The sequence below is a fragment of the Nonomuraea sp. NPDC048892 genome, from assembly GCF_040649735.1.
In the GTDB taxonomy this organism is placed as follows: Bacteria; Actinomycetota; Actinomycetes; order Streptosporangiales; family Streptosporangiaceae; genus Nonomuraea; species Nonomuraea maheshkhaliensis.
The window spans coordinates 20,685-46,522 of record NZ_JBEZFZ010000044.1 but is presented as its reverse complement, the minus strand read 5'-3'; the positions used below and the strand labels follow the sequence as shown (position 1 = coordinate 46,522).

25 protein-coding genes and 1 pseudogene are annotated in these 25,838 nt (G+C 72.3%); 19 read left to right on the top strand and 7 right to left on the bottom strand.

Features of this window, described 5'->3' with window-relative positions:
• Positions 1-57: 57 nt before the first annotated feature.
• The 4 genes from AB0C28_RS53560 to AB0C28_RS53545 all read right to left on the bottom strand — a co-directional run bounded on the left by AB0C28_RS53560 (position 58) and on the right by AB0C28_RS53545 (position 3,500).
• Entirely contained in the window at positions 58-408 is a 351-nt protein-coding gene (locus AB0C28_RS53560) for a hypothetical protein (RefSeq protein WP_358084867.1), read from the bottom strand.
• Between the two features lie 682 nt (positions 409-1,090).
• A complete protein-coding gene (locus AB0C28_RS53555; RefSeq protein ID WP_358084865.1) occupies positions 1,091-2,098 on the bottom strand; it encodes a rhodanese-like domain-containing protein in 1,008 nt (335 codons plus the stop codon).
• An 8-nt stretch (positions 2,099-2,106) separates the two neighbouring features.
• Positions 2,107-2,613, bottom strand: a complete 507-nt coding sequence (locus AB0C28_RS53550) for a cupin domain-containing protein (protein WP_357860028.1) — start codon at positions 2,611-2,613, stop codon at positions 2,107-2,109.
• Positions 2,610-3,500 carry a LysR family transcriptional regulator gene (locus tag AB0C28_RS53545; protein WP_358084862.1) on the bottom strand — a complete coding sequence of 297 codons (891 nt, stop codon included), beginning with the start codon at positions 3,498-3,500 and terminating at the stop codon, positions 2,610-2,612. Before AB0C28_RS53545 ends, AB0C28_RS53550 begins: the two co-directional genes overlap by 4 nt.
• 278 nt (positions 3,501-3,778) lie before the next feature.
• Between AB0C28_RS53545 and AB0C28_RS53540 the strand changes: the two genes are divergently transcribed.
• From AB0C28_RS53540 to AB0C28_RS53495, 10 genes are all read left to right on the top strand, one after another.
• Positions 3,779-4,885: an LLM class flavin-dependent oxidoreductase gene (locus tag AB0C28_RS53540; RefSeq protein ID WP_358084859.1), complete on the top strand. Its 1,107-nt coding sequence runs from the start codon at positions 3,779-3,781 to the stop codon at positions 4,883-4,885.
• Positions 4,882-6,420, top strand: coding sequence for an ABC transporter substrate-binding protein (locus AB0C28_RS53535; protein ID WP_358084856.1), 1,539 nt, complete (start codon positions 4,882-4,884; stop codon positions 6,418-6,420). Before AB0C28_RS53540 ends, AB0C28_RS53535 begins: the two co-directional genes overlap by 4 nt.
• Positions 6,417-7,442 carry an ABC transporter permease gene (locus AB0C28_RS53530; RefSeq protein ID WP_357860016.1) on the top strand — a complete coding sequence of 342 codons (1,026 nt, stop codon included), beginning with the start codon at positions 6,417-6,419 and terminating at the stop codon, positions 7,440-7,442. The genes AB0C28_RS53535 and AB0C28_RS53530 overlap by 4 nt, the downstream gene beginning before the upstream one ends.
• Positions 7,439-8,302 carry an ABC transporter permease gene (locus tag AB0C28_RS53525; protein WP_357860013.1) on the top strand — a complete coding sequence of 288 codons (864 nt, stop codon included), beginning with the start codon at positions 7,439-7,441 and terminating at the stop codon, positions 8,300-8,302. The genes AB0C28_RS53530 and AB0C28_RS53525 overlap by 4 nt, the downstream gene beginning before the upstream one ends.
• Positions 8,286-9,152, top strand: a complete 867-nt coding sequence (locus AB0C28_RS53520; protein ID WP_357860011.1) for an ABC transporter ATP-binding protein — start codon at positions 8,286-8,288, stop codon at positions 9,150-9,152. The genes AB0C28_RS53525 and AB0C28_RS53520 overlap by 17 nt, the downstream gene beginning before the upstream one ends.
• Positions 9,149-9,994: an ABC transporter ATP-binding protein gene (locus AB0C28_RS53515; RefSeq protein ID WP_358084853.1), complete on the top strand. Its 846-nt coding sequence runs from the start codon at positions 9,149-9,151 to the stop codon at positions 9,992-9,994. The genes AB0C28_RS53520 and AB0C28_RS53515 overlap by 4 nt, the downstream gene beginning before the upstream one ends.
• A 16-nt stretch (positions 9,995-10,010) precedes the next feature.
• Complete coding sequence (locus tag AB0C28_RS53510; RefSeq protein WP_358084851.1) at positions 10,011-10,784, top strand: hypothetical protein; 774 nt, start codon at positions 10,011-10,013, stop codon at positions 10,782-10,784.
• A 138-nt stretch (positions 10,785-10,922) separates the two neighbouring features.
• Entirely contained in the window at positions 10,923-11,357 is a 435-nt protein-coding gene (locus AB0C28_RS53505; RefSeq protein WP_357860002.1) for a hypothetical protein, read from the top strand.
• A gap of 4 nt (positions 11,358-11,361) precedes the next feature.
• Positions 11,362-12,522: an ATP-binding protein gene (locus AB0C28_RS53500; protein ID WP_358084848.1), complete on the top strand. Its 1,161-nt coding sequence runs from the start codon at positions 11,362-11,364 to the stop codon at positions 12,520-12,522.
• Complete coding sequence (locus AB0C28_RS53495) at positions 12,519-13,184, top strand: response regulator transcription factor (protein WP_357859996.1); 666 nt, start codon at positions 12,519-12,521, stop codon at positions 13,182-13,184. The genes AB0C28_RS53500 and AB0C28_RS53495 overlap by 4 nt, the downstream gene beginning before the upstream one ends.
• A gap of 27 nt (positions 13,185-13,211) precedes the next feature.
• On the opposite strand, the gene AB0C28_RS53490 is transcribed toward AB0C28_RS53495, so the two are convergent.
• Positions 13,212-14,081: a universal stress protein gene (locus AB0C28_RS53490; RefSeq protein WP_357859993.1), complete on the bottom strand. Its 870-nt coding sequence runs from the start codon at positions 14,079-14,081 to the stop codon at positions 13,212-13,214.
• A 221-nt stretch (positions 14,082-14,302) separates the two neighbouring features.
• Here AB0C28_RS53490 and AB0C28_RS53485 point away from each other — a divergent pair, with 221 nt between their 5' ends.
• The 7 genes from AB0C28_RS53485 to AB0C28_RS53455 are packed head-to-tail and all read left to right on the top strand — an operon-like array spanning position 14,303 to position 21,796.
• Positions 14,303-14,656 carry a metalloregulator ArsR/SmtB family transcription factor gene (locus tag AB0C28_RS53485; protein ID WP_357859991.1) on the top strand — a complete coding sequence of 118 codons (354 nt, stop codon included), beginning with the start codon at positions 14,303-14,305 and terminating at the stop codon, positions 14,654-14,656.
• Complete coding sequence (locus AB0C28_RS53480) at positions 14,637-15,113, top strand: oxidoreductase (protein ID WP_357860339.1); 477 nt, start codon at positions 14,637-14,639, stop codon at positions 15,111-15,113. Before AB0C28_RS53485 ends, AB0C28_RS53480 begins: the two co-directional genes overlap by 20 nt.
• A complete protein-coding gene (locus tag AB0C28_RS53475; RefSeq protein WP_357859988.1) occupies positions 15,110-17,155 on the top strand; it encodes a proton-conducting transporter membrane subunit in 2,046 nt (681 codons plus the stop codon). Before AB0C28_RS53480 ends, AB0C28_RS53475 begins: the two co-directional genes overlap by 4 nt.
• Complete coding sequence (locus tag AB0C28_RS53470; RefSeq protein WP_357859985.1) at positions 17,152-18,096, top strand: NADH-quinone oxidoreductase subunit H; 945 nt, start codon at positions 17,152-17,154, stop codon at positions 18,094-18,096. The genes AB0C28_RS53475 and AB0C28_RS53470 overlap by 4 nt, the downstream gene beginning before the upstream one ends.
• A gap of 16 nt (positions 18,097-18,112) precedes the next feature.
• Positions 18,113-18,772 carry a hypothetical protein gene (locus AB0C28_RS53465; RefSeq protein ID WP_357859982.1) on the top strand — a complete coding sequence of 220 codons (660 nt, stop codon included), beginning with the start codon at positions 18,113-18,115 and terminating at the stop codon, positions 18,770-18,772.
• The gene (locus AB0C28_RS53460; RefSeq protein WP_358084845.1) at positions 18,772-20,292 is read left to right on the top strand and encodes a proton-conducting transporter membrane subunit; all 1,521 of its coding nucleotides are present in this window, start codon (positions 18,772-18,774) and stop codon (positions 20,290-20,292) included. The genes AB0C28_RS53465 and AB0C28_RS53460 overlap by 1 nt, the downstream gene beginning before the upstream one ends.
• Positions 20,293-20,329: 37 nt before the next feature.
• A complete protein-coding gene (locus tag AB0C28_RS53455; protein ID WP_358084842.1) occupies positions 20,330-21,796 on the top strand; it encodes an NADH-quinone oxidoreductase subunit C in 1,467 nt (488 codons plus the stop codon).
• Between the two features lie 90 nt (positions 21,797-21,886).
• Here the strand turns inward: AB0C28_RS53455 and AB0C28_RS53450 are convergent, their stop codons facing one another.
• A complete protein-coding gene (locus AB0C28_RS53450) occupies positions 21,887-22,855 on the bottom strand; it encodes an endonuclease/exonuclease/phosphatase family protein (protein ID WP_358084839.1) in 969 nt (322 codons plus the stop codon).
• 348 nt (positions 22,856-23,203) lie between these two features.
• Between AB0C28_RS53450 and AB0C28_RS53445 the strand changes: the two genes are divergently transcribed.
• Positions 23,204-23,710 carry a hypothetical protein gene (locus AB0C28_RS53445; RefSeq protein ID WP_357859970.1) on the top strand — a complete coding sequence of 169 codons (507 nt, stop codon included), beginning with the start codon at positions 23,204-23,206 and terminating at the stop codon, positions 23,708-23,710.
• Between the two features lie 624 nt (positions 23,711-24,334).
• Positions 24,335-24,868 (top strand): annotated as a pseudogene (locus tag AB0C28_RS53440) (NAD(P)H-binding protein); the annotation flags it as partial.
• Positions 24,869-25,216: 348 nt separating this feature from the next.
• On the opposite strand, the gene AB0C28_RS53435 reads toward AB0C28_RS53440, so the two are convergent.
• On the bottom strand, positions 25,217-25,825 hold the full coding sequence (locus AB0C28_RS53435; protein ID WP_357859967.1) for a helix-turn-helix domain-containing protein: 609 nt from the start codon (positions 25,823-25,825) through the stop codon (positions 25,217-25,219).
• Positions 25,826-25,838: the final 13 nt, after the last annotated feature.

Genomic DNA, 25,838 nt, shown 5'->3' with positions numbered 1-25,838 from the left:
GCGGAGAGCGGGATGGTGGATTCCGGCATCAACCGATCGGTTGATGCCGGAGCACGGTCAGGTGATCAGGATGTTCCCGACCTGGCCCAGGTTCTCCGCCTCCAGCGTGACGGAGGAGACGTTGTCGGCGGGCGCCGGGTAATAGATGTAGCCTCGCCCGGTCATGCCGTGATCGAGCGCGGGCACCCAGTTCTCGACGAACTCGGTGTACATCTTCAGCGGGTGACAACGCGTCTTCGTCGCCGGGTCGACCAGCATGAACGCGCCGAAATCGGCTCCCGAGGAGAAGGCGCTGTCCCAGCCGTTGAAGGGGGCGGGCACGGGGATGAGCCGCTGGGCGCCGTCCGAGACGACGTCGAAGGAGGCGACCAGGTAGGCGCCGTCGCGGTAGAAGGGATGGAAGTCCACGCGCAGCCGGTCCTCCCCGCGCTGCCAGCCGAGCGAACCCGCCGTTCTGGTTGTAGGCGTCGTCGCCCTTGCTGTCGGTGTGCCCCACGACGCTGATCGGCGGCTTGGCGGGGTCGGCCCTCTCGCGGGTCTCGCGTACGGGGTCGTCGAGGATCGCGGTGGCCTTGTCAGAGACGCGCTCCTTGGCGACGGGCCCGCTCGCGCCCGGGATGACCGGAAGGCCCGTCATCGGCGCCATCGGCAGGTCGGGCACCAGCGACACGCGCCCCACGTCGGCGGGCAGTGGCGGGAAGTACACCTCGACCGGGTAGCGCACCCCCGGCCGGAACTCGTCGGGCAGGATTCCCTGCGTCACGGGATGCCGGGTGCCGAACGCGAGCCCGTTGGCGTCCTTCTCCCGCAGCGTGAGGTACACCTTCCCCGCGACCGGGTCCAGCAGCCGGAACCTGCCGAAGCTCACGCTCTGCCCGCGCAGGCCGTCATATCCGAAATCTCCGGAGGCCGGCTGGTCGCCGGTGGTCGTGATCACCATCTTCATCGCGGTGAGCGCGGAGTGGCGCTCGACCGCCTTGACCTCGACCCGGAACGGGGCGGCTGTCGCCGGTGGACGTGTCGATTCGCTGCAGCCGACGAGTACGGCGGCGGTCAGGACGAGCACGGCACCTCGGGTCGCACGCACGGATCACCTCCGGATCAACGCCGGGGAGCCTAGCGCCTTACCGCCGGGTGGGGCCGCTTCGCACCCGAACGTGCGCCTCCGGGTGGGCTCAGGCCGTTCTGGCCGCGCGGGTGGCCGCGATGGTGTCGAAGTCCGGGATGCGCTCGGCGATGGGGCTGCCGGTGAAGTCGCCGATCCAGCCGTCGTCGTCGTGGAAGAAGCGGATGGCGGTGAAGGCCGGGCTGGTGCCCATGTCGAACCAGCCCGCCGGGCGACGGCGTGGGCGCCCGAGCGGGCGAGGGCGTGATGGGGCTCCGCCACGGTGGCCGGGGCTGTGCCGGTGGCTCCGTGATCGAGCCGCTGACCGGCCAGCGTCCAGCCGATGGTGCCGTTGCGCAGTGCCGCCACCGGGTTGGGCAGGCCGGCGTTGATCAGCGACTGCGCGCCGATGATGCTGCGCGTACGCCCCGCGCAGTTCACCACGACGGGCGTGGCGGGATCGGGAGCGAGCTCACGAATGCGCAGCACCAGCTCCGCACCCGGCACGCTGGTGGCGGTCGGGATGCTCATGGTGTGGAACTCGTCGAACCGGCGCGCGTCCACGATCACAGGAGGCGTGCCGGCGTCGATCAGCGCCCCCACCTGCTGGGCGGTCAGCGACGGGGTGCGGCTGACCGACTCGACCAGCTCGCCGAACGCCTTGCTGGGCACGTTGACGTCCTGGAAGAGCTCGCCACCCGCCGCGATCCAGCCGTCGAGCCCGTCCAGCAGCGGGCGCGCCTGGGTGTACCCGAGCCGGCGCAGCACGTCGATCGCCCGGCGCGCGGGCGCGTCCGCGTCGCCGTAGACGACGACGGGGGTGTCCCGGCGGGGGATGCGCCGCCAGGCGTCCAGTTCCAGCAGGGAGAGGGGGAAGTTGGCCGCCCACAGCGGATGGCCTTGCGCGTACGCGGCCTCTTCGCGTACGTCGGCGATGACGGCCTCGTCGCGGCGCAGCAGCAACGCGCGGACTTGAAAAGCGGTAAACCCCATCGACCGGCTCAGCGGAGCTCGACGCCGGACCAGTCGAGCCCGTCGAGGTTGACCACGATCGCCTCCTGGGTCGTGCGGGCGATGACGACGACGGCCTCGGTCTCCGGGTCGGGGTTCTCCTCGCGGTGCGGGACGAACGGCGGCACGAAGACGTAGTCGCCGGGACCGGTCTCGACCCGATGCTCCACCGGCTCGTCGCCCTCCACGTCGAGGAAGACGAAGACGGGATGCCCGGACACGACGTAGATCGCGGTCTCCGACGCCCCGTGGTGGTGGTCGCCGGACGCCGTCGAGGCGGCGACGTGCGTCTGCCCCATCCAGAGGTTCCGCGCGCCGACCGTCTTGCCGCTGATCGCCTCGACCCGCGTCATCCCCGAGGTCTGCGAGGTCTGCCCGATCAGGCCGTTCGGCGCGACGTGGTGCAGGGTCCGGTGGAACGGGTCGATGCCTGCGGGCACGAGGACGCCGCTCGGCGTACGGACGAAAAGTGCGTCGGACGGCTGAACGGGCATCATGCTCCTTTGGCGAGGACGAGATCGTGGGACGGCACCTTGGTCAGGACCGGCGCCGAGAGGAGAGCGCGCAGTGTGTCCGACGCGCGTTCGGAGACCGCCGGCGCGACCCCCTGACGGGTCCACAACGCCAGCGGCAGCGGGCTCGGCCGGGGCAGGTCGTCGCGGGGCACGAGGCCGGCCGGGGTCTGCCCGAGGGTGGCCAGCAGCGCCACGCCCGCGCCCGCGCTGACGGCGGCCTGCACCCCGGCCAGCTGGTTGGCCTCGGCGGCGATGGCGACCTGGATCGAGTGGTGCGCCAAGGTCACGAGGGCCCGGTCGCGCAGGGCGCAGGGGTCGTCGAAGGCGACGACCGGAAGAGGCTCACCCCGCCTGGGCGCCGTCCACCCGGGAGCGGAGTACCAGGTGAGGGCCAGGTCGCCGACCGGCGTGGCGCGCGGATCGTCGGCTGGGCCGATGAGCAGGGCCAGGTCGATGCGTCCCGTCGCGAAGCTCTCGCGGAGCTTGGTCCCGCGGTCGATCCGGAACTTGACTCCGTAACGAGGCGCGAGCGCGGTCGCCAGGTGCGGCAGCAGCTGGGCCGCGGCGTGCTCGGTCGACCCGATGACGATCGTCCCGCGCGCCTCGTGGCCGAAGCTGCGCAGCCCTTCGTCGTGCAGCGCCAGGAGGTTGCGCGCCAGGCCGAGCAGCTTCTCGCCGTCGGCGGTGAACCGGGAGCCGCGGCCGCGCCGCTCCACCAGCGGGCGGCCGATCGCGGACTCCAGCCGGCGCACGTGCTGGCTCACCGCGCCCTGGCTGAGGTGCAGGGCGTCGGCGGCCCGCTGGAAGCCACCGGCGTCGGCGACAGCGACGAAGCTGCGCAACGGAGCGATGTCCAGCGTACGGTTCATGTCCCGAAGTATACCTATTATTCCTACCTGATGTAAGGGTATTTATCACGTGACGTGATGAGCGGTGATTAGAAAGCGTCGTTGGACAGTCCGGCGGGCGACGCCGCAGGCTGACGAGTGTGCACCGGCCGGCCGTCGGCGGCGGTGTGACCTCCGTGCCCACCGAATCCGTGCCCACCCAAAGTGCCCACCCAAAGTGCCCACCCAAAGTGCCCACCGAAAGTGCCCACCGAGAGCGGCCGACGCGGCCTCAGTCCACACGTTGAAAGGTTCGCACATTGTCGATCCAGATCCTGGGGATGGTCTCGACCACCTACGGCTCGGAAAGCGCCGGTTGGCGGGGACCCGTCGTCGACCCCGGCTACCTCGCCGACTTCGCCCGCGCCCACGAGGAGGCCGGTTTCGACCGCGCGCTCATCGCGCACAGCGCCAGCTCGCCCGAGGGCTTCGCCGCCGCCGCCCACGTGCTCTACAGCACCGAACGCCTGGGCGTGCTCATCGCCCAGCGGCCCGGATTCATCCAGCCCACCCTGACCGCCCGTAAGCTGGCCACGCTGGACAACCTCACCGGCGCGGGCCGCGTGGCCATCCACCACATCACCGGCGGCAGCGACACCGACCAGCGGCGCGACGGGGACTTCCAGGACAAGCAGGCGCGCTACCGGCGTACCGCCGAGTTCATCGACGTGCTCAGGCGCACCCTCACCTCCGACGAGCCCTTCGACCACGAGGGCGAGTTCTATCGCTTCGAGGGCGCGTTCAGCTCGGTCAAGCCTCGGGGAGAGGTGCCGATCTTCTTCGGCGGGCAGTCCGACGACGCGATCAGGGTGGGCGGCCGCTGGGCCGACGTCTACGCCCTGTGGGGCGAGCCCCTGGCGCAGACGCGCGAACGCATCGACGTGATCCGCGCCGAGGCCGCGCGGCACAGCCGCGAGATCGGCTTCTCCCTGTCCGTACGCCCGATCGTGGCCGAGACCGAGGACGCCGCCTGGGAGAAGGCCGACGGCATCCGCCGCGCCTTCGAGGACAACCTCACCCAGAAGGGCAACGCGGCCTGGCGGATCGGCCGAGGCGAGAACACCGCGGTCGGCGCCAAGCGCCTGAAGGACGAGGCGGACGAGAAGCTCGTGCACGACGAGCGGCTCTGGTTCGGCGTCACCCAGCTGACCGACGGCGGCGGCAACTCCACCGCCCTCGTCGGCACGCCCCAGCAGGTCGCCGACGCGCTGCTGAACTACTACGACCTCGGCATCCGTACCTTCCTCATCCGCGGCTTCGACCCGCTGGCGGACGTGCGCGAGTGGGGCAGGGAGCTCGTCCCGCTGCTGCGCGCCGGCGCCGCGGCCCGCGAGCAGGCGCCCATCGCCGCTGGGCAGGGCCGATGAACGTCAGAAAGGCCGCCGGCGTCGTCGGCGTGGTGGCGCTGCTGCTGGCCGGCTGCGCCTCCCGGGCGTCCGTCGGCGGCGCGGCCTCCTCCGACGGCACCGCCGTGGCCGCCGCCGATCAGCGCGGCGACACCCTGACCTGGGGCTGGTCGCTGCCGTCCACCTGGGACCCGGTGACCTCCGCCGTGGGCAACGACGTCCACGCGCTGACCCTCGTCTACGAGGGCGTCACCGAGGTGGACGAGAAGGGCGAGGCCAAGCCCGGTCTGGCCGAGTCGTGGACGTACGCCAAGGACGGCCGTTCGGTCACCTTCCACCTCCGGCCCGGCCTGACCTTCTCCGACGGCACGAAGCTCGACGCCGCCGCCGTCAAGGCCAGCCTGGAACGCGGCAAGACCGCGAAGGACTCGACGATCGCGCCGCAACTGGTCACGGTCGAGCGCATCACCGCCGACGGCGCCACCGACGTGACGCTGCACCTCACCCAGGTGGACTACCAGATCCCGCTGCTGCTGTCGGGCAAGACGGGGCAGATCGTCAGCCCGGCGGCGGCGAAGGACCCCGCCAAGCTGGCCACCCAGCCCGTCGGCGCCGGCCCGTTCATCCTGAAGACCTACGTGCCCGGGTCGCAGGCGACGCTGGTGAAGAACCCCGCCTTCTGGAACGCGGGCCAGATCCTCGTCGACAACTTCGTGCTCAAGCCGACCCCCGACCCGTCCGTCGCGGTGGCGGGGCTCAACTCGGGTCAGTACGACGTCGCGGACCTCACCGCGTCGCAGGTCGGCGGGGTCGAGGCGGCCGGATTCCCGGTCGTGGCGACCGACGTGCTGCCGGTGCGCGTGCTCGACGTGAACAACACCGTCAAGCCGTTCGACAACCCCAAGGTCGTCCAGGCGATCAGTACGGCGATCGACCGGCAGGCGCTGGTCAAGGCGGCCAACTTCGGCTATGGGCAGCCGGTCTGGCAGCCGTTCCCCAAGGGCTACGTCGCCCACGACCCGGAGCTCGACAACCTGCACCCGCACGACGTGGCCGCCGCGAAGCGGCTGCTGGCCGAGGCGGGATATCCGGACGGCGTGGACGTCCAGCTCGCGCTGGGCAAGGCGGACGACCCGGTCGGCGAGCTGATCCAGCAGCAGCTGAACGCGGCCGGCATCCGCACGACGCTCACCGTCCTGACGCCGGGCGTCAACAACTACATCACCCGCAGGTACCCGTTCGTGCTCGACCAGTTCAACGCCCGCCAGTCGCCGGTCCAGGCGCTGCAGGTCCTGTTCGGCGCGCAGGGCCTGATGAACCTGGGCAAGACCACTCCCGAGGCACTGCCCGGCGCGGTCGCGAAGGCGAGCGGCCACCCGCTGACCGACCCCGCCTACCCGGCGGCGATCCAGAACGCCACCAAGATCGCCGTGACGAACATGCCGAACGTGTTCCTGTTCACGGTGACGCGCTTCGCCGCGCACAGCCCCAAGGTGCACGGCCTGCGGAACTGGGTGGACATCCAGCGCTTCGAGGGCGTCTGGGTGGAGAAGTGACCACGCTGAACGTGCGTGAGGCGCCCTTCAAGACGGTCGACGCCGGCGCGTTCGTGCTGACCACTGTCGCGCGGACTGCCGCCGCCCTCGGCCGGGCCCTGCTGATCGCGCTCCCCGTGCTGCTCGTCTCCACCTTCATCACCTTCATGCTCGGCGGGCTGACGGAGCAGGACCCCGCCTCGGTCGTGCTCGGCGACTCCGCCACCCCCGCCGACGTGGCGCGGATGCGCGAGGTGTTCGGGCTCGACCAGCCGCTGCTCGCACGCTACGCGCTGTGGTTGTGGGACGCCCTGCACGGCGACCTCGGCGCCTCCTGGTTCACCAAGATCCCCGTGGCGCAGAGCATCGCCGACCGGCTGCCGGTGAGCCTGTCCGTGGCCGCCGGGGCGCTGCTCATCGCCGTCGTGCTCGGCGGCGTCTTCGGCGTGCTCGCCGCCGTCAGGCAGGGCGGCCGGCTGGACCGCGCCGTCACGGTCGTCACCTCCGTGCTGGCGACCGTGCCCGGGTTCGTCGCCGCCATCGCCCTCATCACCGTCTTCTCGCTGCTGGTGCCGGTGCTGCCGTCAGGCGGCTGGGCGCCTCCGTCCGACGGACTGCTGACCTGGGCGAGCTTCCTCGTGCTGCCGTGCGTGGCGCTGAGCCTGGACGCCGCCGCGGACGTCGCCCGCCAGCTGCGGACCGGGCTGGCCGACACCCTGCACGAGAACTACGTCGTCGGGGCGCGGGTGCGCGGCCTGCCGGGGTGGCGCATCGTGCTCGTGCACGCTCTGCGCAACGGCGCGGGGCCCGCGGTCGCCGTGCTCGGCATGCACGTGCCCCGGCTCATCGGCGGAGCCGTCATCGTCGAGACCGTGTTCGCGCTGCCCGGCATCGGCGAGCTCACCAAGACCGCGGCGCTCGGAGGTGACGTGCCCGTCGTGCAAGGGGCCCTGCTCGTCACGATCGGCGTCGTGCTGGTCTCGTCCGCGCTCGTCAACGTCCTGCTGGTCAAGCTGCGCCCGGCCGCACGGAGGGAGATATGAGGACCATCACCGACGCCCTGCGCACCCGCGCGGGCGCCGCCGCGGCGGCCGTGCTGGCGGCCGTGCTCCTGCTCGCCGTGATCGGGCCCTTCCTCGCGCCGTACGATCCGCTGCGCAACGGCGCCGACATCCTCATGCCGCCGAGCGCGGCCCACTGGTTCGGCACCGACTACCTCGGCCGCGACGTGCTGAGCCGGGTCCTGGCGGGCGCGCCGGCGTCGGTGCTGACCGCGTTCGAGGCCGTCGGCATCGGGCTCGTCATCGGCGTCGTCCCCGGCATCACCTCCGTCTACCTGGGGCGCGTCTACGAGTGGATCACGCTGCGGGTCATGGACGGGCTCATCGCGCTGCCCTTTCTGATCTTCGCCATCGCGGTGGCCGCGCTGCTCGGCAACGCCGTCCACCAGGCGATGATCGCCGTCGGCATCCTGCTCGCGCCGTCGTTCTACCGCATCACCAGGGCCGCCGCCCTCAGCCACGCGAACGCCCAGTACGTGACCGCCGCGCAGCTGTTCGGCGCCTCGACCTGGCGGGTGCTGCGCACGCACGTGTGGTCGAAGATCCTGCCCACGCTCGTCGTGACCACCGCGAACGCCACCGCGGGCGGCCTGCTGATCGTCTCGTCGCTGACCTTCCTCGGCATCGGCGTCGTGCCGCCCGAGCCGACCTGGGGCGGCATCGTCGCCAGCGACCTCGGTTACCTGACGCAGCGGCCGTACGGGCCGGTGTTCCCGTCCCTGTTCATCATGGCCACCGTCGGCGCGCTCAACCTGCTCGCCGATGCGATCAGGGACGCCGGCGGCGACCACGGCCGCGCCCGGACGCTGAGGAGAGGAGCCGCCCGTGTCCGTCTCACCTGACGCCGCGACGGCGGTCCGCACGGTCGCGGACGCCGTGAGCGAGCCCCTGCTGTCGGTACGCGGGCTGCGCGTGAGCGTCGCCGACGGCACCGAGGTCGTCCGCGGCGTGGACCTGGACGTGCCCCGCGGCTCGGCCGTCGGGCTGGTCGGCGAGTCAGGCAGCGGCAAGACCCTGACCTGCCGCGCCGTCCTGGACCTGCTGCCCGCCGGCGTCGAGGTCACCGGCGGCCGGATCAGCCTGAGCGGCGAAGAGCTGACCGCGCTGCCGTCGGCCGGGCGAGCCCGCCTGCGCGGCACCCGTCTCGCGGCCGTCTTCCAGGACCCCGCCTCCTACCTCAACCCGTCGATCACCGTCGGGGCGCAGCTCGCCGAGGTGCTCCGTGTCAAGGTCGGGCTGGCCCGCCGGGCGGCGCGGGAGCGGGCCGTCGAGCTGCTGCACGCCATGGGGCTGCGCCGCCCCGAGCGCGTCTACGCGCAGTACCCCTTCGAGCTGTCGGGCGGGATGTTGCAGCGGGTGCTGATCGCGATGGCGATCACCGCCGAGCCCGAACTGCTGATCGCCGACGAGGCGACCACGGCCCTCGACGTGACCGTGCAGGCCGAGGTGCTGGAGCTCCTGTCCGACCTGCGCCGCGACCGTGGCCTCACGCTCATGGTCGTCTCGCACGACCTGGCCGTGATCGCGCAGATGTGCGAGAGCGTGTACGTCTTCCGCGACGGCGTCGTCGTCGAGACGGGACCCACCCGGCGGGTGCTGCGCGGGCCGCGTCATCCGTACACGCGCGAGCTGATCGCCAACCACGAGCGCTTCGGGATCGACCGGGTGCGCGAACAGGGGAGCCGCCGATGACCGCGCTGCTCGACGTCTCCGGGCTGCACGTCGCGCTCGGGCGCGGTCGCGGGCGTACCGAGATCCTGCACGGCGTCGACCTCACGGTGGCGCCGGGGGAGATCGTCGGGCTGATCGGCGAGACCGGCTCGGGGAAGACCACGCTCGCCCGCGCCGTGCTCGGGCTGGTGCGGGCGCACCGAGGCTCGATCGCGATCGACGGGCGCGAGGTGGGCGGGCTGCGCGGGGGTGCGCTGCGGGCGTTCCGCCGCGGCGGCGCCGCCCAGTACGTCTTCCAGGACCCGCTGCGCAGCCTCGACCCCGAGCGCACCGTGTCCGACACGTTGATCGAGGGGCTCGCCGTGCGCGGTGGGCGCTCCCGCGCCGAGCTGCGGGAGGCCGCACGAGAGGTGGCCCAGCTCGTCTCCCTGCCGCTCGACCTGCTGTCCCGGCACCCCGGCGAGCTGTCGGGCGGCCAGCGGCAGCGCGTCGCCATCGCCCGCGCCGTCGCCGTCGATCCGCGGCTGCTGATCTGCGACGAGCCCGTCAGCGCCCTCGACGCCTCGACCCGCATCACGATCCTCGAACTGATGCTCCGCCTGCGCGAGACCCGCGACCTCGGCGTGCTGCTGATCACGCACGACCTCGGCTCGCTCGGCGGCGTGGCCGATCGGGTCGTCGTGCTGTACCACGGGCAGGTGGTGGAGACGGGCACCACGGAGGAGATCTTCCTGGCGCCGCGACATCCGTACACCCGCCTGCTCGTGGCGTCCGTGCCGTCGATCGGAGATGCGCGACCGCCGGATCCCGAGCTGCGCCGGGCCCTGCGCGCCGAAGTGCGCGGCCTCACCGCCCACCCTTGAACTCCTGGAGCATGACATGACGCAGATCACCGACTTCCACGCTCCCGCCGGGCTGCGGACCAGAGGCACGGTCGTCATCGTGCCGGGCCGCGGCGAGACGGCGGCGACGTACGCGCGGTTCAGCGCGCGGCTCGCCTACGACGCCTACCGGGTCCGGATCGCAGCCCTGCCACCTGCCGACGAGTCCTTCCTGGACGCCCTCGCCCGGGGGTTGGCCGAGGCCGTCGAGGAGGTCGCGGCCGAGACGCCGGACGGGCTGCCACGACCGTTGGTGCTGGTGGGTTCCGACCTGGGCGCCGCAGGAGTCGCCGCCCTGCTCGCCACGGCCTCCACCACAGCCGCCTCGACGGCGGGGTGGTGGCCGCAGGCGGTCGTGCTGGCCGGGCTGCCCGGCAGCGGTTCGCGGGCCGGCGGCGGGTGGGAGGACGAGCTCGACCTCCGCACCTCCTGCCCCACGCATCGCGGCGTCCTGACCGGCGACACCGCCGTGGAGCGCGGCATGCTGGCCGGTGCCGTGCCCCAGGACCTGCTCGACGCGGCGTACGCGAACACCGCCGACCTCCCGCACCTGCTCCTGGTCGGCGACGCCGATCCGCTGGCGGACCGGGACGCGGTCGCGCGGGCGGCCAAGACCCTGCCGCGCGCACGGCTCAGTGTCGTGCGCGGCGCCCACCACGACGTGCTCAACGACCTGCAGCACCGCTCGGTGGCCGCTGAAGTGGTCACCTTCCTGGAAGCCCTGCGCGACGGGCTGACGCCGGCCGTCACCGTGGAGGCCAGCGCCTGGTGAGCGTTCTACTCCTTTCGCGGTAGAACGTACGGCGAATGGTGCAAGGGAAGGTGACGATCAACGGATGACGCGCTCCCGCCTCGGCCCGGCCTAGCGTTTCTCCCCGAGACAGCCGGACGAGAACCGAAGGAGTTCGCCATGAGCAGGAAGATGATGAACGCGATCGCCGGGCTGAGCGTGACGGCCGGTCTGCTGGTCTCGGCCGGCGCACCGGCGGGCGCCCAGGTCAGCCAGGCTGCCGCATCAGGCCGGGCCGGCACGGCCGCGGTGGCCGCGCCGAAGCCGCCGAAGGGCGCCAGGGCGGTGGTTCAGGTGAGCCCCAACCCCACCACCAGGCGAGGCCAGCGGGTGACGATCACCGGCCACTGCGGCGGCGGTAAGGGGCTCAAGGCGGTGCTGGCCGGGGTGGACAGGAAGCACCCGGTGCTGCGGGACATCCGCATCGTCAAGGACGACGCGAAGGGGTTCGTGGCGAAGGCGACCCTCGCCCCCGAGATCGGCAACGGCGTCGGTCCCGTCTTCGTCGACTGCGGCGGCGAGGCGGGAGTGACCCTCCTCGTCACCCACGTCTGAGCCCATGGCGGAACCATCCCCACGCCGCGAAGCCGCTCCGGCCCGGCACCTCGCCCGGATCACCGACCTCGCGCTCTCCGTCCTCACCCTGGTCTTCTTCGTCGCCGTGGCCCTCGCCACCGGGGTGCACGGCCCCTGGTCGGGCCCGATCCCCCTAGGGCTGTTCCTCGGCGCGCTGCTTCTGGTCAGACGCCGATGGCCGATGACCGTGCTGCTGCTGTCGATCGGCGGCGTCCTCGTCTACCACCTGACCGGGCACTGGTCTCCCGCCGGGTGGATCTGGCCGGCCGCGGTCGCCTACTTCACCGCCGCCACCACGCCACGCGTGCGCTGGGCGGCCGCCGCCGGCCTGGCCCAGCTGGTCTACTCCGCGATCGACTTCCGCCCGATCCTGGACCTCAACCCCAGCCGCTACCTGATCCACGTCGTCGGAGAAGGACTGCTCCTCGCGATCCTCATCGCCGCGGGCCGCGCCTACGCCGCCGCGCTGCGCCGGCGCGAACAACTGCGCGAGGCCGACGACCGGGCCCGCGTGGCGGAGGAACGGCTGCGCGTCTCGCACGAGGTGCACGACGTGATCGCCCACACGCTGGCCGTCGTCGGCGTGCAGCTCAACGTGGCCGCCGACGCCCTGGAGGAGGAGGACCAGGCCGCGGCCGCCGCCGCGCTGAGCCTGGCGAAAGACGTCAGGAACCGGGCGATGGCCGACCTTCGCGCCCTCATCACGGTCCTGCGCGACGGCCCGGAGGGCACCGCGCCCCAGGCCGATCTGGCCTCCCTGGACACGCTCGTCGCCGACGCCCGCGCCGCCGGCCTTGAGGTGACCTTCGAGGAGCACGGCGACCGGGCCGCCGTCACCGCCATTCCCGCCATCGCCGTGCACCGCGTCGTACAGGAGTCCCTCGCCAACACGCTCAAGCACGCCGACGCGAGCGAGGCCGCGGTGACGATCGGCTACGGACCCCGCTCGATCACCGTGGAGGTCTCCGACAACGGCCGAGGCGCTCCGGCAGATGCCGCAGGAGCCGCGACGGCCGGGGGTCACGGGCTGGCCGGCATGCGGGAACGGGTGAGCGCACTCGGGGGCGCGCTCACCGCGGGACCCGCACCAGGCGGCGGCTTCACCGTACGGGCCGAGATCCCTGTGGCAGGCTCGTCGGCATGACGATCACGGTGCTCCTCGCCGACGACCAGGCACTCGTCCGGGCCGGCTTTCGCAGCCTGCTGGCCCGCTCACGGGACCTCACGGTCGTCGGCGAGGCCCAGGACGGCGACGAGGCCGTACGGCTGGCGTCGAGCACCCGTCCCGACGTGATCCTCATGGACATCCGCATGCCCGGCACCGACGGGATCACCGCGACGCGCCGCATCGTCACCGACCCGGCCACGCGGGGCTGCCGCGTCATCATCCTCACCACGTTCGACACCGACGAACACGTTTTCGCCGCCCTGCGCGCCGGAGCCAGCGGCTTCCTCACCAAGGAGGTCGAACCCGCCGAGCTCCGCCGCGCGGTCGCCGCCGTCGCCGGCGGGGACGCGCTCCTGTCGCCGGGCGTGACCCGCCGCGTCATCGAGCAGTTCGCCCACCGGCAGGACCTCACGCCCGCCGCGGGGGAGCGGCTGGCCGCCCTCACCTCCAGGGAACGGGAGACGGTCAGGCTGGTGGCGCTCGGCCTGTCCAACCAGGAGATCGCCGAGCGCCTCGTCATCAGCCCGCTCACCGCCAAGACCCACATCACCAGGGCCATCGCCAAGCTGAACGTGCGCGACCGGGTCCAGCTCGTCATCCTGGCGTACGAGAGCGGCCTGATCAGGCCGGGCGGGTGAGCCCGAGGTCCTGAGCAGGCACGCCCGTCACCCGTCCGGGAGGTCGCCGGGGACGACGGCGACCGGGCAGGCGGCGTGCTCGACCATCGCCCTGACGACCGTGCTCAGCCGGCCGTGGTGGCGGGTCCGTTCCGCGCCCACGACGACCAGGCTCGCCCGGCAGGACGCCGTGCGCAGGGCCTCCTTCGCCGGCGCGGTGGCGGCCTGCGCCTCCACGCCCACGTCCGTGTGCCGGACGCGCCAGGGGGCCAGGCGTTCCTCCATCCGTTCGCGCCCGGTCGCGGTGGCGGCCTCGACGTCGGGCACGGGCGCCATCGCCACTCCCCATGCCAGGTTCTGCAGGTGCACGGCGTGCACGGTCATGAGCGGAAGCTGACGCAGGGCGGCCTCGTCGAAGGCGAACTGCAGGGCCGCGTCCGGCGTGGCCGGGCTGAGGCCGAGGACCACGGGGCCGGGACGGGACGACGCCGGTATCGGGCCGGGGCCGCGTACGACGATCACCGGGGACCGTGCGTGGGCGGCGACATAAGTGGCGACCGAGCCGACGAGCGACCTGGCCAGGGATCCCAGGCCCCGGGAGCCGACGACGACGAGGGCGGCGCCGGTCGACAGTTCGACGAGGCGTTCGGCGGGCGATCCCTCGTACAGGTCGGTCATGACATGGTCGACGGCGCTGGTGGCGCGGGCGCAATCGGCGCCGTGGGAGAGCACGTGCTCGGCCGCCTTGCGCAGATGGAGCTTGGCCTCCTCGGATGCCTCGCCGTACGGCCAGTGCCAGGCGTGCGTCAGCGTCAGCGGCAGCCCCCTCAGCTCGCACTCGTCGAGCGCCCAGTCCAGAGCCTGGACCGAGAAGTCGGAGCCGTCGTAACCGACGACCACGCTGCGGACTTCGGTCATGGTTGTCACCTCGCATCCGCGACCCCAGACCGCCGGACTCTCACCACCGGCTACCCCATGGGAGGGGGCCTATCCCTGGGTCGCGCCGTGGAAGCGGGCACGCGGTCACGGGACGGACCTCTTCATCGGGTGCGCTATCGTAATTGCGCAGATTCGTAATTAATGAATGCGGCATGAATGCGTGTGTTCGGGAGACCGCGGGATGGGACGGAGGGCCCGTGATGTCGGTGCCGCTGTACGAGGCCAAGGCCGAGCTGTTCCGCCTCCTGGGCCATCCGGTCCGGATCCGGGTGCTGGAGCTGCTCCAGGACGGGCCGAAACCGGTCCGCGAGCTGCTGGCCGCGATCGAGGTGGAGCCGACCGGCCTGTCGCAACATCTGGCGGTGCTGCGCCGCTCCGGCCTGGTCACCGCGCAGCGGGAGGGCACCACCGTGGTCTACGCGCTGGCCGGCGGCCGGGTGGCCGGTCTGCTGCGCGCGGCTCGCGAGCTCCTGGCCGAGAAGCTGTCCGGCCAGCACGAGCTGCTCAACGAGCTGCTGGAGGGCGGTGAAGAAGATGTGGCGCAAGATCGTTAAGACGGGGCGGGTGGCCGAGCCCGCTCCGGAGCGCGCCGACGGCGAGGTGCCCGAGAAGGCCGCGGAGCTCGCCGGATCGGTGCAGATCAGGCACGTGGACGCGGGGTCGTGCAACGGGTGCGAGGTGGAGATCGCCTCGGCGTTCGGCCCGGTGTACGACGCCGAGCGGTACGGCGCGCGGCTGGTGGCCTCCCCGCGGCACGCCGACGCCCTGCTGGTGACGGGGCCGGTGACGCGCAACATGGAGATGGCGCTGCGCCGTACCCACGACGCGGTCTCCGAGCCGCGGCTGGTGATCGCGCTGGGCGACTGCGCCCGCGACTGCGGCGTGTTCGCCGGCGCGTACGGCGTGGCCGGGGCGGTGCGCGACGTGGTGGACGTGGACGTGGAGGTGCCGGGCTGCCCGCCGCGTCCCGAGGAGATCGTGGCGGCGTTGCGCGGGCTGACCGGCCGATGAACCTCGTCGGCACCCTGTACGTGACGGCCCTGGCCGGCTGCGCGCTCGCCGCGCTGGCCGCCCTGACGGCTCCGGCGCGGGCCAGGCTGCCGCTGGCGGGCTGGTGCACCGCCGTCGCGGGGGCCGTGGGAGCGGCGGCGGGAGTCTTCGCCCTTGCCGGCGGCGTTTCTCTGGGTGGTCCGGTGGGCGGGCACGGCCCGAGCTGGTCGGCCTGGCTGCCGGACCTGCTGCCCCTGGCCGGCGTGCGGCTCGCGATCGACCCCCTGGGCGGGGTGTTCATCGCGGTCATCGGGCTGGTGACCGTGTGCGCGGCGATCTACGGCATCGGCTACTGCGCCCACGGCCTCGACGGGCGCCTGTTCCAGGCCGTGCTGCCGCTGTTCGTGGCGGCCCTGCTGCTGGTGCCCGCTGCGGCGAGCGTGAGCACGTTCCTGCTCACCTGGGAGCTGATGGCGGTGACCTCGCTGCTGCTGGTGCTGGCCGAGCACCGGCGGCGGGCGGAGGTGGGCCGGGCCGGGCTCTGGTACGCGGTCATGACGCACCTCGGCCTCGTGGCCATCCTGACCGGGCTGGTGGCGTTCGCCGCCGGGGCCGCCGGCGAGAGCTTCGCCCAGTTGCGCGCCGCCGAGCTGTCCTCGGGCGCCGCGACCGTCGTGTTCCTGGCGACGGCGGCCGGGTTCGCCTCCAAGGCCGGCATCGTGCCGCTGCACGTCTGGCTGCCCCGGGCGCATCCGGAGGCGCCGAGCCACGTCTCGGCGCTGATGAGCGCGGCGATGGTGAACCTGGGCGCGTACGGGATCATCAGGGTCGGGCTCGACCTGCTGGGCGGCGGGCCGGCCTGGTGGTGGCTGCTGGTACTGGCGGCCGGCGCGCTGTCGGCGCTGTACGGCATCCTCCAGGCGGCGGTCACCTCCGACCTGAAGCGGCTCCTGGGCTACTCCACGACGGAGAACCTCGGCCTGGTGCTGGTCGGCGTGGGCGCGTCCGGCTTCTTCGCCGTCTCCGGCCTCCCCGTGCCGGCCGCGCTGGCGCTGGCCGCGGCCCTGCTCCACGTGGTCAACCACGCGGCGTTCAAGACGGTGCTGTTCCTGTCGGCCGGCTCGGTGTTGCACGCCACCGGCACCCGCGACCTCGACGCGCTGGGCGGGCTGCGCACCCGGCTGCCCTACACCACGGCCGTGTTCGCCGTCGGCGCGCTGTGCGCCTCGGCGCTGCCGCCCGGCAACGCCTTCGTCAGCGAGTGGCTGCTGCTGCAGAGCCTGATCCACGCCCTGCCCGGCGCCGGGGTGGCGGGCGCGGTGACGATGCCACTGGCCGTCGGGGTGATCGCGTTGTCGGCCGGACTGGCCGTGGCGACCTTCGTCAAGGCGTTCGGGGTGGGCTTCCTGGCCCGGCCGCGCAGCGCCGAGGCCGAGCGGGCGACCGAGAGCCCGCCGTCGATGCTGGCCGCGATGACGTTCGCGGCGGTGAGCTGCGTGGTGCTGGCGCTGGCCCCCACGCTGGTCGTGCCCGCGCTCGGCCGGGCGGTCGGCGTGATCTTCCCCGGGCGCGACGTGGTCAGCGGGGAGCTGACGCTGCGGCTGGCGGGCGTCTCGGGGATGATCTCGCCGCTGCTCATCGCCGTCGCCCTGGTGGCCGCCGTCGCGGCCGTGCTCGGCCTGGTACGGATCACGGCCACGCGACGGGCCAGGCGCGCCGCCCGGCTGTGGGACTGCGGCGCCGGCCCCATGTCGGCCCGGATGGAGTACACCGCCACCTCGTTCGCCGAGCCGCTGCAACGGGTCTTCGACGACGTACTGGCCCCCGAGAGCGATGTGGACGTCACCCCGATGAAGGAATCGGCCTATCTGGTGGAACGCGTGCGTTTCCAGGCGCGCGTGCCCGATCGCATCGAGCACCGGCTCTACGGTCCGCTGATCGCCGCGGCGGCGGCCCTCGGGAACAGGGCGCGCGCCCTGGCCACCGGCAGCGTGCACCGCTATCTCGGCTACGGCTTCTGGGCGCTGACCGGCGCGCTGATCGTCCTGGTGGTGCTGTGGTGACGGGCACGATCGGAGCGGTGCTCCAGGTTCTCGCCATCGCGGTCGGCTCGCCGCTGCTCGTGGGGGTGATGCGGCAGGTCCGCGCCCGCATGGAGGGACGCGCGGGAGCCGGCATCGCCCAGCCGTGGCGCGACCTGCGCAAGCTGATGCGCAAGCAGGCGATCTCGCCCCACGGCACCGGCTGGGTGTTCCGCCTCGCGCCGCTGCTGCTGGCAGGCACGGCCCTGGTGGCGGCCGCCGTCGTCCCGCTGGTGACCACGGCCTCGCCGCTGGACGGCGTCGCCGACCTGTTCGCGGTGACCGCGCTGCTCGCCCTGGGCTCGGTGGCGCTGGCGCTCGGCGCGCTCGACACCGGGACCGCGTTCGGCGGCATGGGCGCCAGCCGCGAGATGACCGTGCTGGCGCTGGTCGAGCCGACGATCCTGGTGTCGGTGTTCGCGCTGTCGATCAGGGTCGGCTCCACCAACCTGGGCTCGATCGTCACCGCGACGGCCGAGGATCCACTGTCGGTGATCTCGCCGGTGAGCGCGCTGGCCGCGGTCGCGCTGGCCATCGTCACGATCGCGGAGACCGGCCGCATCCCCGTGGACAACCCGTCCACGCACCTTGAGCTCACGATGATCCACGAGGCCATGGTGCTGGAGTACGCGGGACCGGACCTGGCGCTGATCGAGTGGGCCTCGGCGATGCGGCTGTCGGTGCTGCTGGGCCTGCTGGCGAGCCTGTTCTTCCCGCTCGGCATCGCGGGCGCTGACGCAGGGACGCTCGCGCTGCCGCTGGCCGTGGTCGCGATCGTGGTCAAGGTGGCGCTGCTGGGCGTGCTGCTGGCGGCCGGCGAGGTCTTCATGGCCAAGCTGCGATTGTTCCGCGTGCCCGAGCTGCTGGCCGGGTCGTTCCTGCTGGCGCTGCTGGCCGTGGCCGCCTCCTTCTTCCTGGCCTGAAACGGGGGCGAGACACATGACCGATGCTCTGTACGTCCAAGCGCTCTACCTGGCGTGCGGCGCGTTCCTGCTGACCGGCGTGATGGTGTTGTGGCGGCGCGAGCTGTCGGCGATCGTGCGGCTGTTCACCCTGCAAGGGGTGGCGTTGACCGCGCTCGTCGTCGTCCTCGGCCTCTGGCACGGCGAGCTGGAGCTGATCCTGGTCGGCGCCGGGGTGGGCGCCCTGCGGGCCGGGCTGCTGCCGTACCTGATGCGCCGCGCGCTGGTGGCCGGCGGCGCGGGCCGTGAGACGCAGCCGCTGGTCAACGTGGCCACCTCGCTGCTGGTGGCGGCGGTGCTGGCGATGCTGGCGTACGCGGTCTCCCAGCCGCTCATCCGGCTGTCGCCCACGCCGGCCACGCAGGCGGTGCCCGTCGCGCTGACCGTGCTGCTGATCGGGTTCTTCGTCCTGGTGACCCGTAAGCGGGCGCTGTCGCACGTGGTGGGCTTCCTGCTGATGGACAATGCCATCACCGCCGCCGCGTTCCTCACCACCAGCGGCGTCCCCCTGGTGGTCGAGCTCGGGATCTCCCTGGACGTCCTGCTGGCCGTGCTGGTGCTGCAGGTGCTGACCACCCGGATGCGGGCCGCGTTCGGCGGTACCGACCTCGACGAGCTGCGGGAGTTGCACGACTGATGGAAAGCCTGCTGGTGCTCGCTCCGGTCGCGGTGCCCGCCGTCGCCGCGTGCCTGTACGCGGTGCTCGGCTGGAACCGGGTCACCGCCTGGCTCGGAACACTCTCGGCGGCCGTGTTGCTGGCCTGCGCGGTCGCGCTGTCCACGGCATCGGCCACAGCTGGATCCACGGTCGGGTCCACGGCTGGATCTGCGGCTCTTTCTACGGCGGGTACGCGTGAGGCGCTGGGCGGGCTGCTCTTCAGCGATGCCCTGAGCGCCTTCATGCTGATCGTGATCGGCGTGGTCGCGCTGCTCGCGATGGCCGCCAGCCCCGCCTACCTGGCGGCCGAGCTCGCCGCCGGGCACACCGGCCCGCGCGCGATGCGCCGCTACGGCGTACTGACGCAGGCGTTCATCGCCGCGATGGCGCTCGCCGTCCTGGCCTCCGGGCTGGGCCTGCTGTGGGTAGCCATCGAGGCGACCACCATCGTGACCGCGTTCCTGGTCGGGCACCGGCGCACCCGCGCGGCCACGGAGGCCGCGTGGAAGTACGTGGTCATCTGCTCGGTCGGCATCGCGCTCGCGCTGCTCGGCATCGTCATGGTCCACTACGCCGGCACGCACGCCGGCGTGACCTCCCTGGACTGGGCGCCGCTGGCCGAGGGCGCGAGCCGGCTCGATCCCGGCGTGATGCGCGTCGCGGTCATGCTGCTCGTGCTCGGGTTCGGCACCAAGGCCGGGCTGGCGCCGATGCACGCCTGGCTGCCCGACGCGCACAGCCAGGCCCCGGCCCCCGTCTCCGCGCTGATGTCCGGGGTGCTGCTGTCGGTGGCCTTCTACGCCGTCCTGCGGGTCAAGGTCATCGCCGACGTGGCGCTCGGCGCCGGATTCGTCCGGACGCTGCTGGTCATCGTGGCGCTCGCCTCCCTGACCGCGGCCGCGCTGCTGCTGCTCGGGCAGCGCGACTACAAGCGGCTGCTGGCCTACTCCAGCATCGAGCACATGGGGCTGCTCGCCCTCGGCGCGGCGATCGGCACCAGCCTCGCCCTGGTCGCGGTCCTGCTGCACATCCTCGGGCACGGGCTCGGCAAGTCGGTGCTGTTCCTGGCCGCGGGCCGGCTGCACCAGACGTACGGCAGCAGCCTGATCGGAGCGGTCCGTGGCCTGGCGAGTAAAGCCCCGCTGCTGGCCGGGACCTTCGCGCTGGGACTGCTGGCCCTGCTGGGGATGCCCCCGTTCAGCCTGTTCGCCAGCGAACTGGGCCTGGCCCGGGCGGGCTTCGCCGCCGGGCTGGGCTGGCCGGTGGCGGCGGCGCTGGTGCTGATGCTGGTCATCGTCGCCGCCGTCACCCGCCACACCCGCCACATGCTCCTCGGCGACGGACCAGACGGTGGGCCGGGTGGGGTCGTCACTCTGCCCCGCAGTCTGGCCGTGCCGCTGGTCGCGGGGCTGGCCGCGTGTGCCGTGCTGGGCGTCACCCTCGGACCACTGCACTCCCTGCTGCAAGCCGCCGCCGTGATCGCCGGAGCGACCCCGTGAGCATCCGTACCACCGCCGTGATCGCCGGAGCGACCTCATGAGCATGCGTACCATCGCCGACATCAGCCCAGGCGAGCTGCCGGAGCAAGCGGCGCGGCTCCTCGCCGACGGCCACAGGCTGGCGCTGATCTCCGCACGTCAGGAGGCGGAGGAGTTCGCCCTGGCGTACCTGTTCGTCGCCGGCGGCCCCGACCGTCGTGCCGAGCTGCACGTGCGTCTGCCCGTCGCGCGCCCGGCCGTGCCGAGCCTGGCTCGCCTGTCCTTCCCGGCCGGCCGGTTCGAACGCGAGATCCGCGACCTGTACGGCATCACCCCGCTCGACCATCCCCTCCCGCGCCGCCTCGTGCGCCACCACCACTGGCCGCGCGGCTGGTACCCGATGCGCGCCGACGCCGGCCCGCCCCCCGCTTTCGGCGACCCCGAAGGCCCGTACCCGTTCCTCACCGTGGAGGGCCAGGGCGTCTACGAGATCCCCGTCGGACCCGTCCACGCCGGCCTCATCGAACCCGGGCACTTCCGCTTCTCCGTGGTCGGCGAGACCATCATCAAGCTCAAGGCCCGGCTCTGGTTCGTGCACAAGGGCATCGAGAAGCTCTTCGAGGGCCGCCGCCCCGAGGACGGGCTGGAGCTGGCCGAACGCGTCAGCGGCGACACCAGCGTCGGCCACGCGCTCGCGTACTGCCTCGCCGTGGAGGAGGCCACCCAGGCCGAGGTGAGCGAGCGCGCGCAGCGGGACCGTGCCGTGCTGCTGGAGCTGGAACGCCTCTACAACCACGTCACCGACCTGGGCGCGCTCTGCAACGACGTCGCCTACGGCATCATGCACGCCCAGACCGGCCGCATCAGGGAACAACTCCTGCGCATCAACGACGAGGTCACCGGGCACCGGCTGCTGCGCGGCGGCGTCCGCCTCGGCGGCGCCGAGCTGCGGACGCTGCCCGATCCAGAACGGCTGCACGCCATCGGCGCGGACGTCGCCGAACTGACCGCACTCGCCCTGCGGCACACCGTGGTCGCCGACCGCTTCACCGGCACCGCCGTCCTGTCCGCCGACGCCGCCCGCGACCTCGGCACCCTCGGCTACGTGGCCCGCGCCAGCGGCCTCGACCCCGACGCCCGCCGCGACCACCCGTTTGCCGACCTCGGGGACTTCACCCCCGTCCGCCACACCGGCGGGGACGTGCTGGCCCGCTTCCAGGTCAGGGCCGAGGAGATCGCCGCCTCCATCGCGCTGATCACCCACCTGGTCGGCTCTTCCCCGTCGGGGGACATGCGCCCGGAGGAGCCGTCGTCCTCGGGCGTGGGCCTGGTCGAGGGCTGGCGTGGCACGATCGCCCACCGCGTCGAACTCGCCCCCGACGGCACCCTCGCCCGCGTGAAGATCGCCGACCCGTCCTTCTTCAACTGGCCTGCCCTGCCCGTGGCGCTGGGCAGCGCGATCGTCCCGGACTTTCCCCTGGTCAACAAGAGCTTCAACCTGTCCTACGCCGGCAACGACCTCTGACGACGACCGGTACCGGGAGCCCGCCGGTACCTTCAAGCCGAAGCCCGAACGCATCTAGCAATCCGGCGCGGTGGCGGCGGCCCGGGGACGTCACTCGCCGGTCGTGACCGTGAGGGTGGCGTCGACGATGCGGTGGTCGGAGCAGGGCTTGTCGCGGTTGGCGCCACAGACGTGGCCGATCGGCAGGGCGTCCGCGTTGTAAGCGGTCAGCCGGGCGGCGGGGGAGAAGATCAGGTCGACCTTGCCGGACTGGCCGCAGGCGCCCAGCCGGTTGCTCTCGGTGGTCTGCTCGCCCCAGCCCGGGCAGGCGGGCTCGCGGTCGTCGAGCTCGTGGTAGCGGCCGGTGTTGGCGCGGTTGGCGTCGGTGTCGATCGAGGGGTCGTACCAGGTGTCCAGCAGTGGTGAGTGCGGCTGCACGTTGAAGTCGCCCGCGATGATCGGGACCTCGCCCCGGGAGCGGTAGGACTCCAGAACGTCGTGCACCCGGCCGAGCTGGGCGGCCCTGTGGGCGGCGACGGTGGTCAGGTGGGTGGTACAGAACCTGACGGCCGTGGGCTGGGCCGTGACGGGCGCGCAGAGGAGCTTGCGCTGCCTGCCCGACCCGTCGTCCGGCAAAGTCTCCCGAAGCGTGCCGCCCAGCGGGAAGCGGCTGAACAGGGCGATGCCGATGCCGTGCCCGGCGCAGTAGCCGGGGTCGCCCGCCGCCGTCATCGGCTCGTAGCGGGCGAAGTTCGCCGGATCGCGCGGCCAGCCCATGCGCTGCAGGGCGTCGATCACGGCGCCGTACTGGTTGCGGCAGATCTCGTTGACGGACACGAGGTCCGGGTTGCGGTAGCTGATCGAGCCGGCGATGGCCTGGATGACGCCGTTCGTCGTCGAACCCAGGTGCTGGTGGTGGCCGGCCATGTTCCAGTGCCAGATCTTGTACGTCACGGTCGCGGCGGAGTTCGCGGTCGTGGCAGCGGGCGCGGGGCCGGCCGGCAGGGCGACGGTGGCGACGAGGATCGCGGCGACGGTCAGTAACCGGCGCGCGAGATCCGGCATGGGTGAGATCCGCATGGGTCCCCTTCTCCGATGATCAACTCATCGCCATCCTGGCCGAAGGACGGTTCCGGCGCCAGGCGCGGATCGGGCGGAGGGGCGTCCCGGGGCGAAGGTGCGGCGCGCGTCCGGATATTTCCGGCGTCGGATGGACAGCCGGATGGACAATGGCGCCGACGTGGCCGGACTTATGGCGGACATTCGCCGGACATTTGCCGCCGAATGCCGGTCGTATGGGGAATTGCGCAGATCAACGGCGGGCCCGCGTGGATAGAGTGGCTGCCGGTCGATCCGGATCGCGTGCGACACGACACAGGGCCCTGCTTGTGCCGGCGATCGGGCGATCCGCAGGAAAGGAAAAGAGACATGTATTCGAGATTCGCCATCATCGGCACGCTGGCCGCGGCCATTGTCACCGCCGGTTCCGTTGTCTCCACGGCCCACGCTGAGGCCGGGCCGCGGAGCATTCCCCTGGTACGCTACTTCGACGGTTTGAAGCATTATGTGACCAGCGGCCCGCGGCCCGGCCCGAACTACCGCGAAGAAGGCCGGTTTCCCATTCTGACCAGAAACACCCCCGGCACGAGGGCGATCTACGGCTGCCTCGCCGGCCACGCCCCGCGTGACCAGTTCCTGTCCGCCACGGCCGACTGCGAGAACAGGCCGGGCAACGCCGGGAAGAACACGCTCCTGCGCCGGGAGGGGTTCCTCTACACGAGCCCGGGCGCGGGCAGGCGGCCCCTGTACCGCTGCTACGTCCCGCACACGAAGAGCCACTTCGTGTCCGTCCGCTCCGACTGCGAGTCCAATCCGCCGACGTCGAAGGTGAACGCCGAGTTCATCCTGGGGTACTTCCCGTCCGCCGGCCGGTGACGAGGGGCGGGGGTCGGCGCAGCGCCCCGCATGCCGAGAACTCGGCAGAATGGCTGTCGCCGATGGCGGCGGATTCAGCGAATCATTTCGCCACCTCGTTTCGGCCTCGTCCCCGCCGCATCGTCTCCTGAGAAAAGGAAACCCCCCGTCATCCATCGAGAGGCGGCGGTCAAGCCCGCGTGAAGCCATCAAGAAACTGCCGATCGTTAGCCTGAGGATGCGAAAGGGGCACGTACGGTGCGAATTGCTTGCACCGGGTCTCTTGCGCGGCTATTTCCGCTGCCAGAAGGAGTGGTATTCGCATGGCGAAAGCTCTGACACTCAGAGTACTGCGTCTCAACAGGGGCAAGATGGGTGGACGCTACCACTGGGCGACGCCTACCGGATGAACACGGGGAAGGTCCGGCCGAAAGGCCGGGCCTGCCCTTCCCATCGAAGGGAATCGATGTCCGAGCGATATCAACCCGTCCCGGCCCGCCCGGCCGGTTTCCGATCGGCAACACCTACGAGTACGACCAGGACCGCCTGGCTTTCCTGGCGCGAGCCCAGCGCGACTACGGAGACGTGTTCCGGTTCAGCCCGACGGCGATCACCGTCGTCGGCCTGCTGGCGCTGCTGTGGGTCATGCGGATGGACGTCACGCCGTGGCGGCTCGTGCCCGCTCTCGTGGTCGCGTGGCTGGGATCCAGCTTGATGATGGGGCGCACCGTCGGGGCCGCGATCCTCGCGGTCATGAGGAGGCGTGGCGTGCCCGTCCGCGCCCTCGTCAGAAACGCCGCGACGCTCCCCGGGCATCCGCTCGTCGACATCGTCGAGGGCGACTACGACGACCCGCGTTCCCTCGACGCCGCGACCGCCGGCATGGAGGCGGTCTTCGTGCTGACGACGCCCGGCTCGCCCGTACCGCGGCACGATCGGGCCCTTGTCCGGGCGGCCCGGTCGGCGGGCGTCTCCAGACTCGTCAAGCTCTCCGCCACCAGCGCCGGCGCGCGGGGTCCTGACGGCAGGATCGTGGGGCCCTGGCACCGCGCCGCCGAGGACGCCGTGACCGCGTCCGGGCTGTCCTGGACGATCCTGCGCGCGCCCAGTTTCGCGTCGAACTTCCTGCGCTGGGCCGACCTGATCGACCAGGGACTGCCGATCCCCAACATGACGGGTTCCGGCCGCCAGGGCGTCATCGACCCGCGGGACGTGGCCGCCGTCGCGGCCGCGTGCCTGCTCACCGGCGTCGGCGCGGGACGGGCGATCACCCTGACGGGCCCGGAGCCGTTGAGCGTCCCCGACCAGGTCGCCTGCCTGGCGCGGGTGCTCGGACGCGAGATCACCACCGTGGACGTGCCGCCCGACCAGGCGCGGGTACGGATGCGCTCGGCCGGGATGGACGCCCCCGCCGTCGAAGCGGTCGTCGCCGGGGCGACCTGGGCACGGGAAGGAGGCGGAGTGTCCTCCACGCCCGGCGTCGTCACCATACGGGACCGGCGGCATCCTCGTGCGGGCCCGGCGGCGTCACCGTACGGGGCCGACGGCGTCGTCGCCGAAGACGGCGGCGAGGGCCTTGCCGATCAGCTCGGGCAGGTCGGTGCGCCCGTCGTCCTCGGCCCAGCGCACCAGTGCCGTGTGCAGGGCGGCCAGGCAGGCACTGGCCGCCGCCTGCGCCTGGAACGCCGTGTCGGGATCGGTGGCGTCGTCGCCCAGGGCGCCGATGATGGCCTGCTGGAGGGCGTACTGGTTGTCCAGGTGCCTGGCCCGCAACGCAGGAGTCGAGATCATCAACTGGAGGCGGGCGAGCAGGAGCTGACGGTCCGCGTCGCCGGTCAGGGCGGTGGCCGCGTCGATGAGCGCGCCGCCGATGCGACGGACCAGCGGCCCGCCGGCGGGCGACGCGACGATCCGCTCGGCGACGAGCTCCGCGTGCTGGTCGACCAGGACCAGGTCCTCCTTGGTGGCGAAGTGCCGGTAGACGGTCATGGGTGACACACCGGCCGCCTCGGCGACGTCGTTCATCGTCGTGGCGTCGTAGCCGCGCTCACTGAACAGCCGGACCGCGTGCGCCTGGATCGTGCGCCGTGTCTGGGCCCGTCGTCGCGCTCGCAGGGTTGAGTGCTGGTCGGTCATGTGTTAGACACTA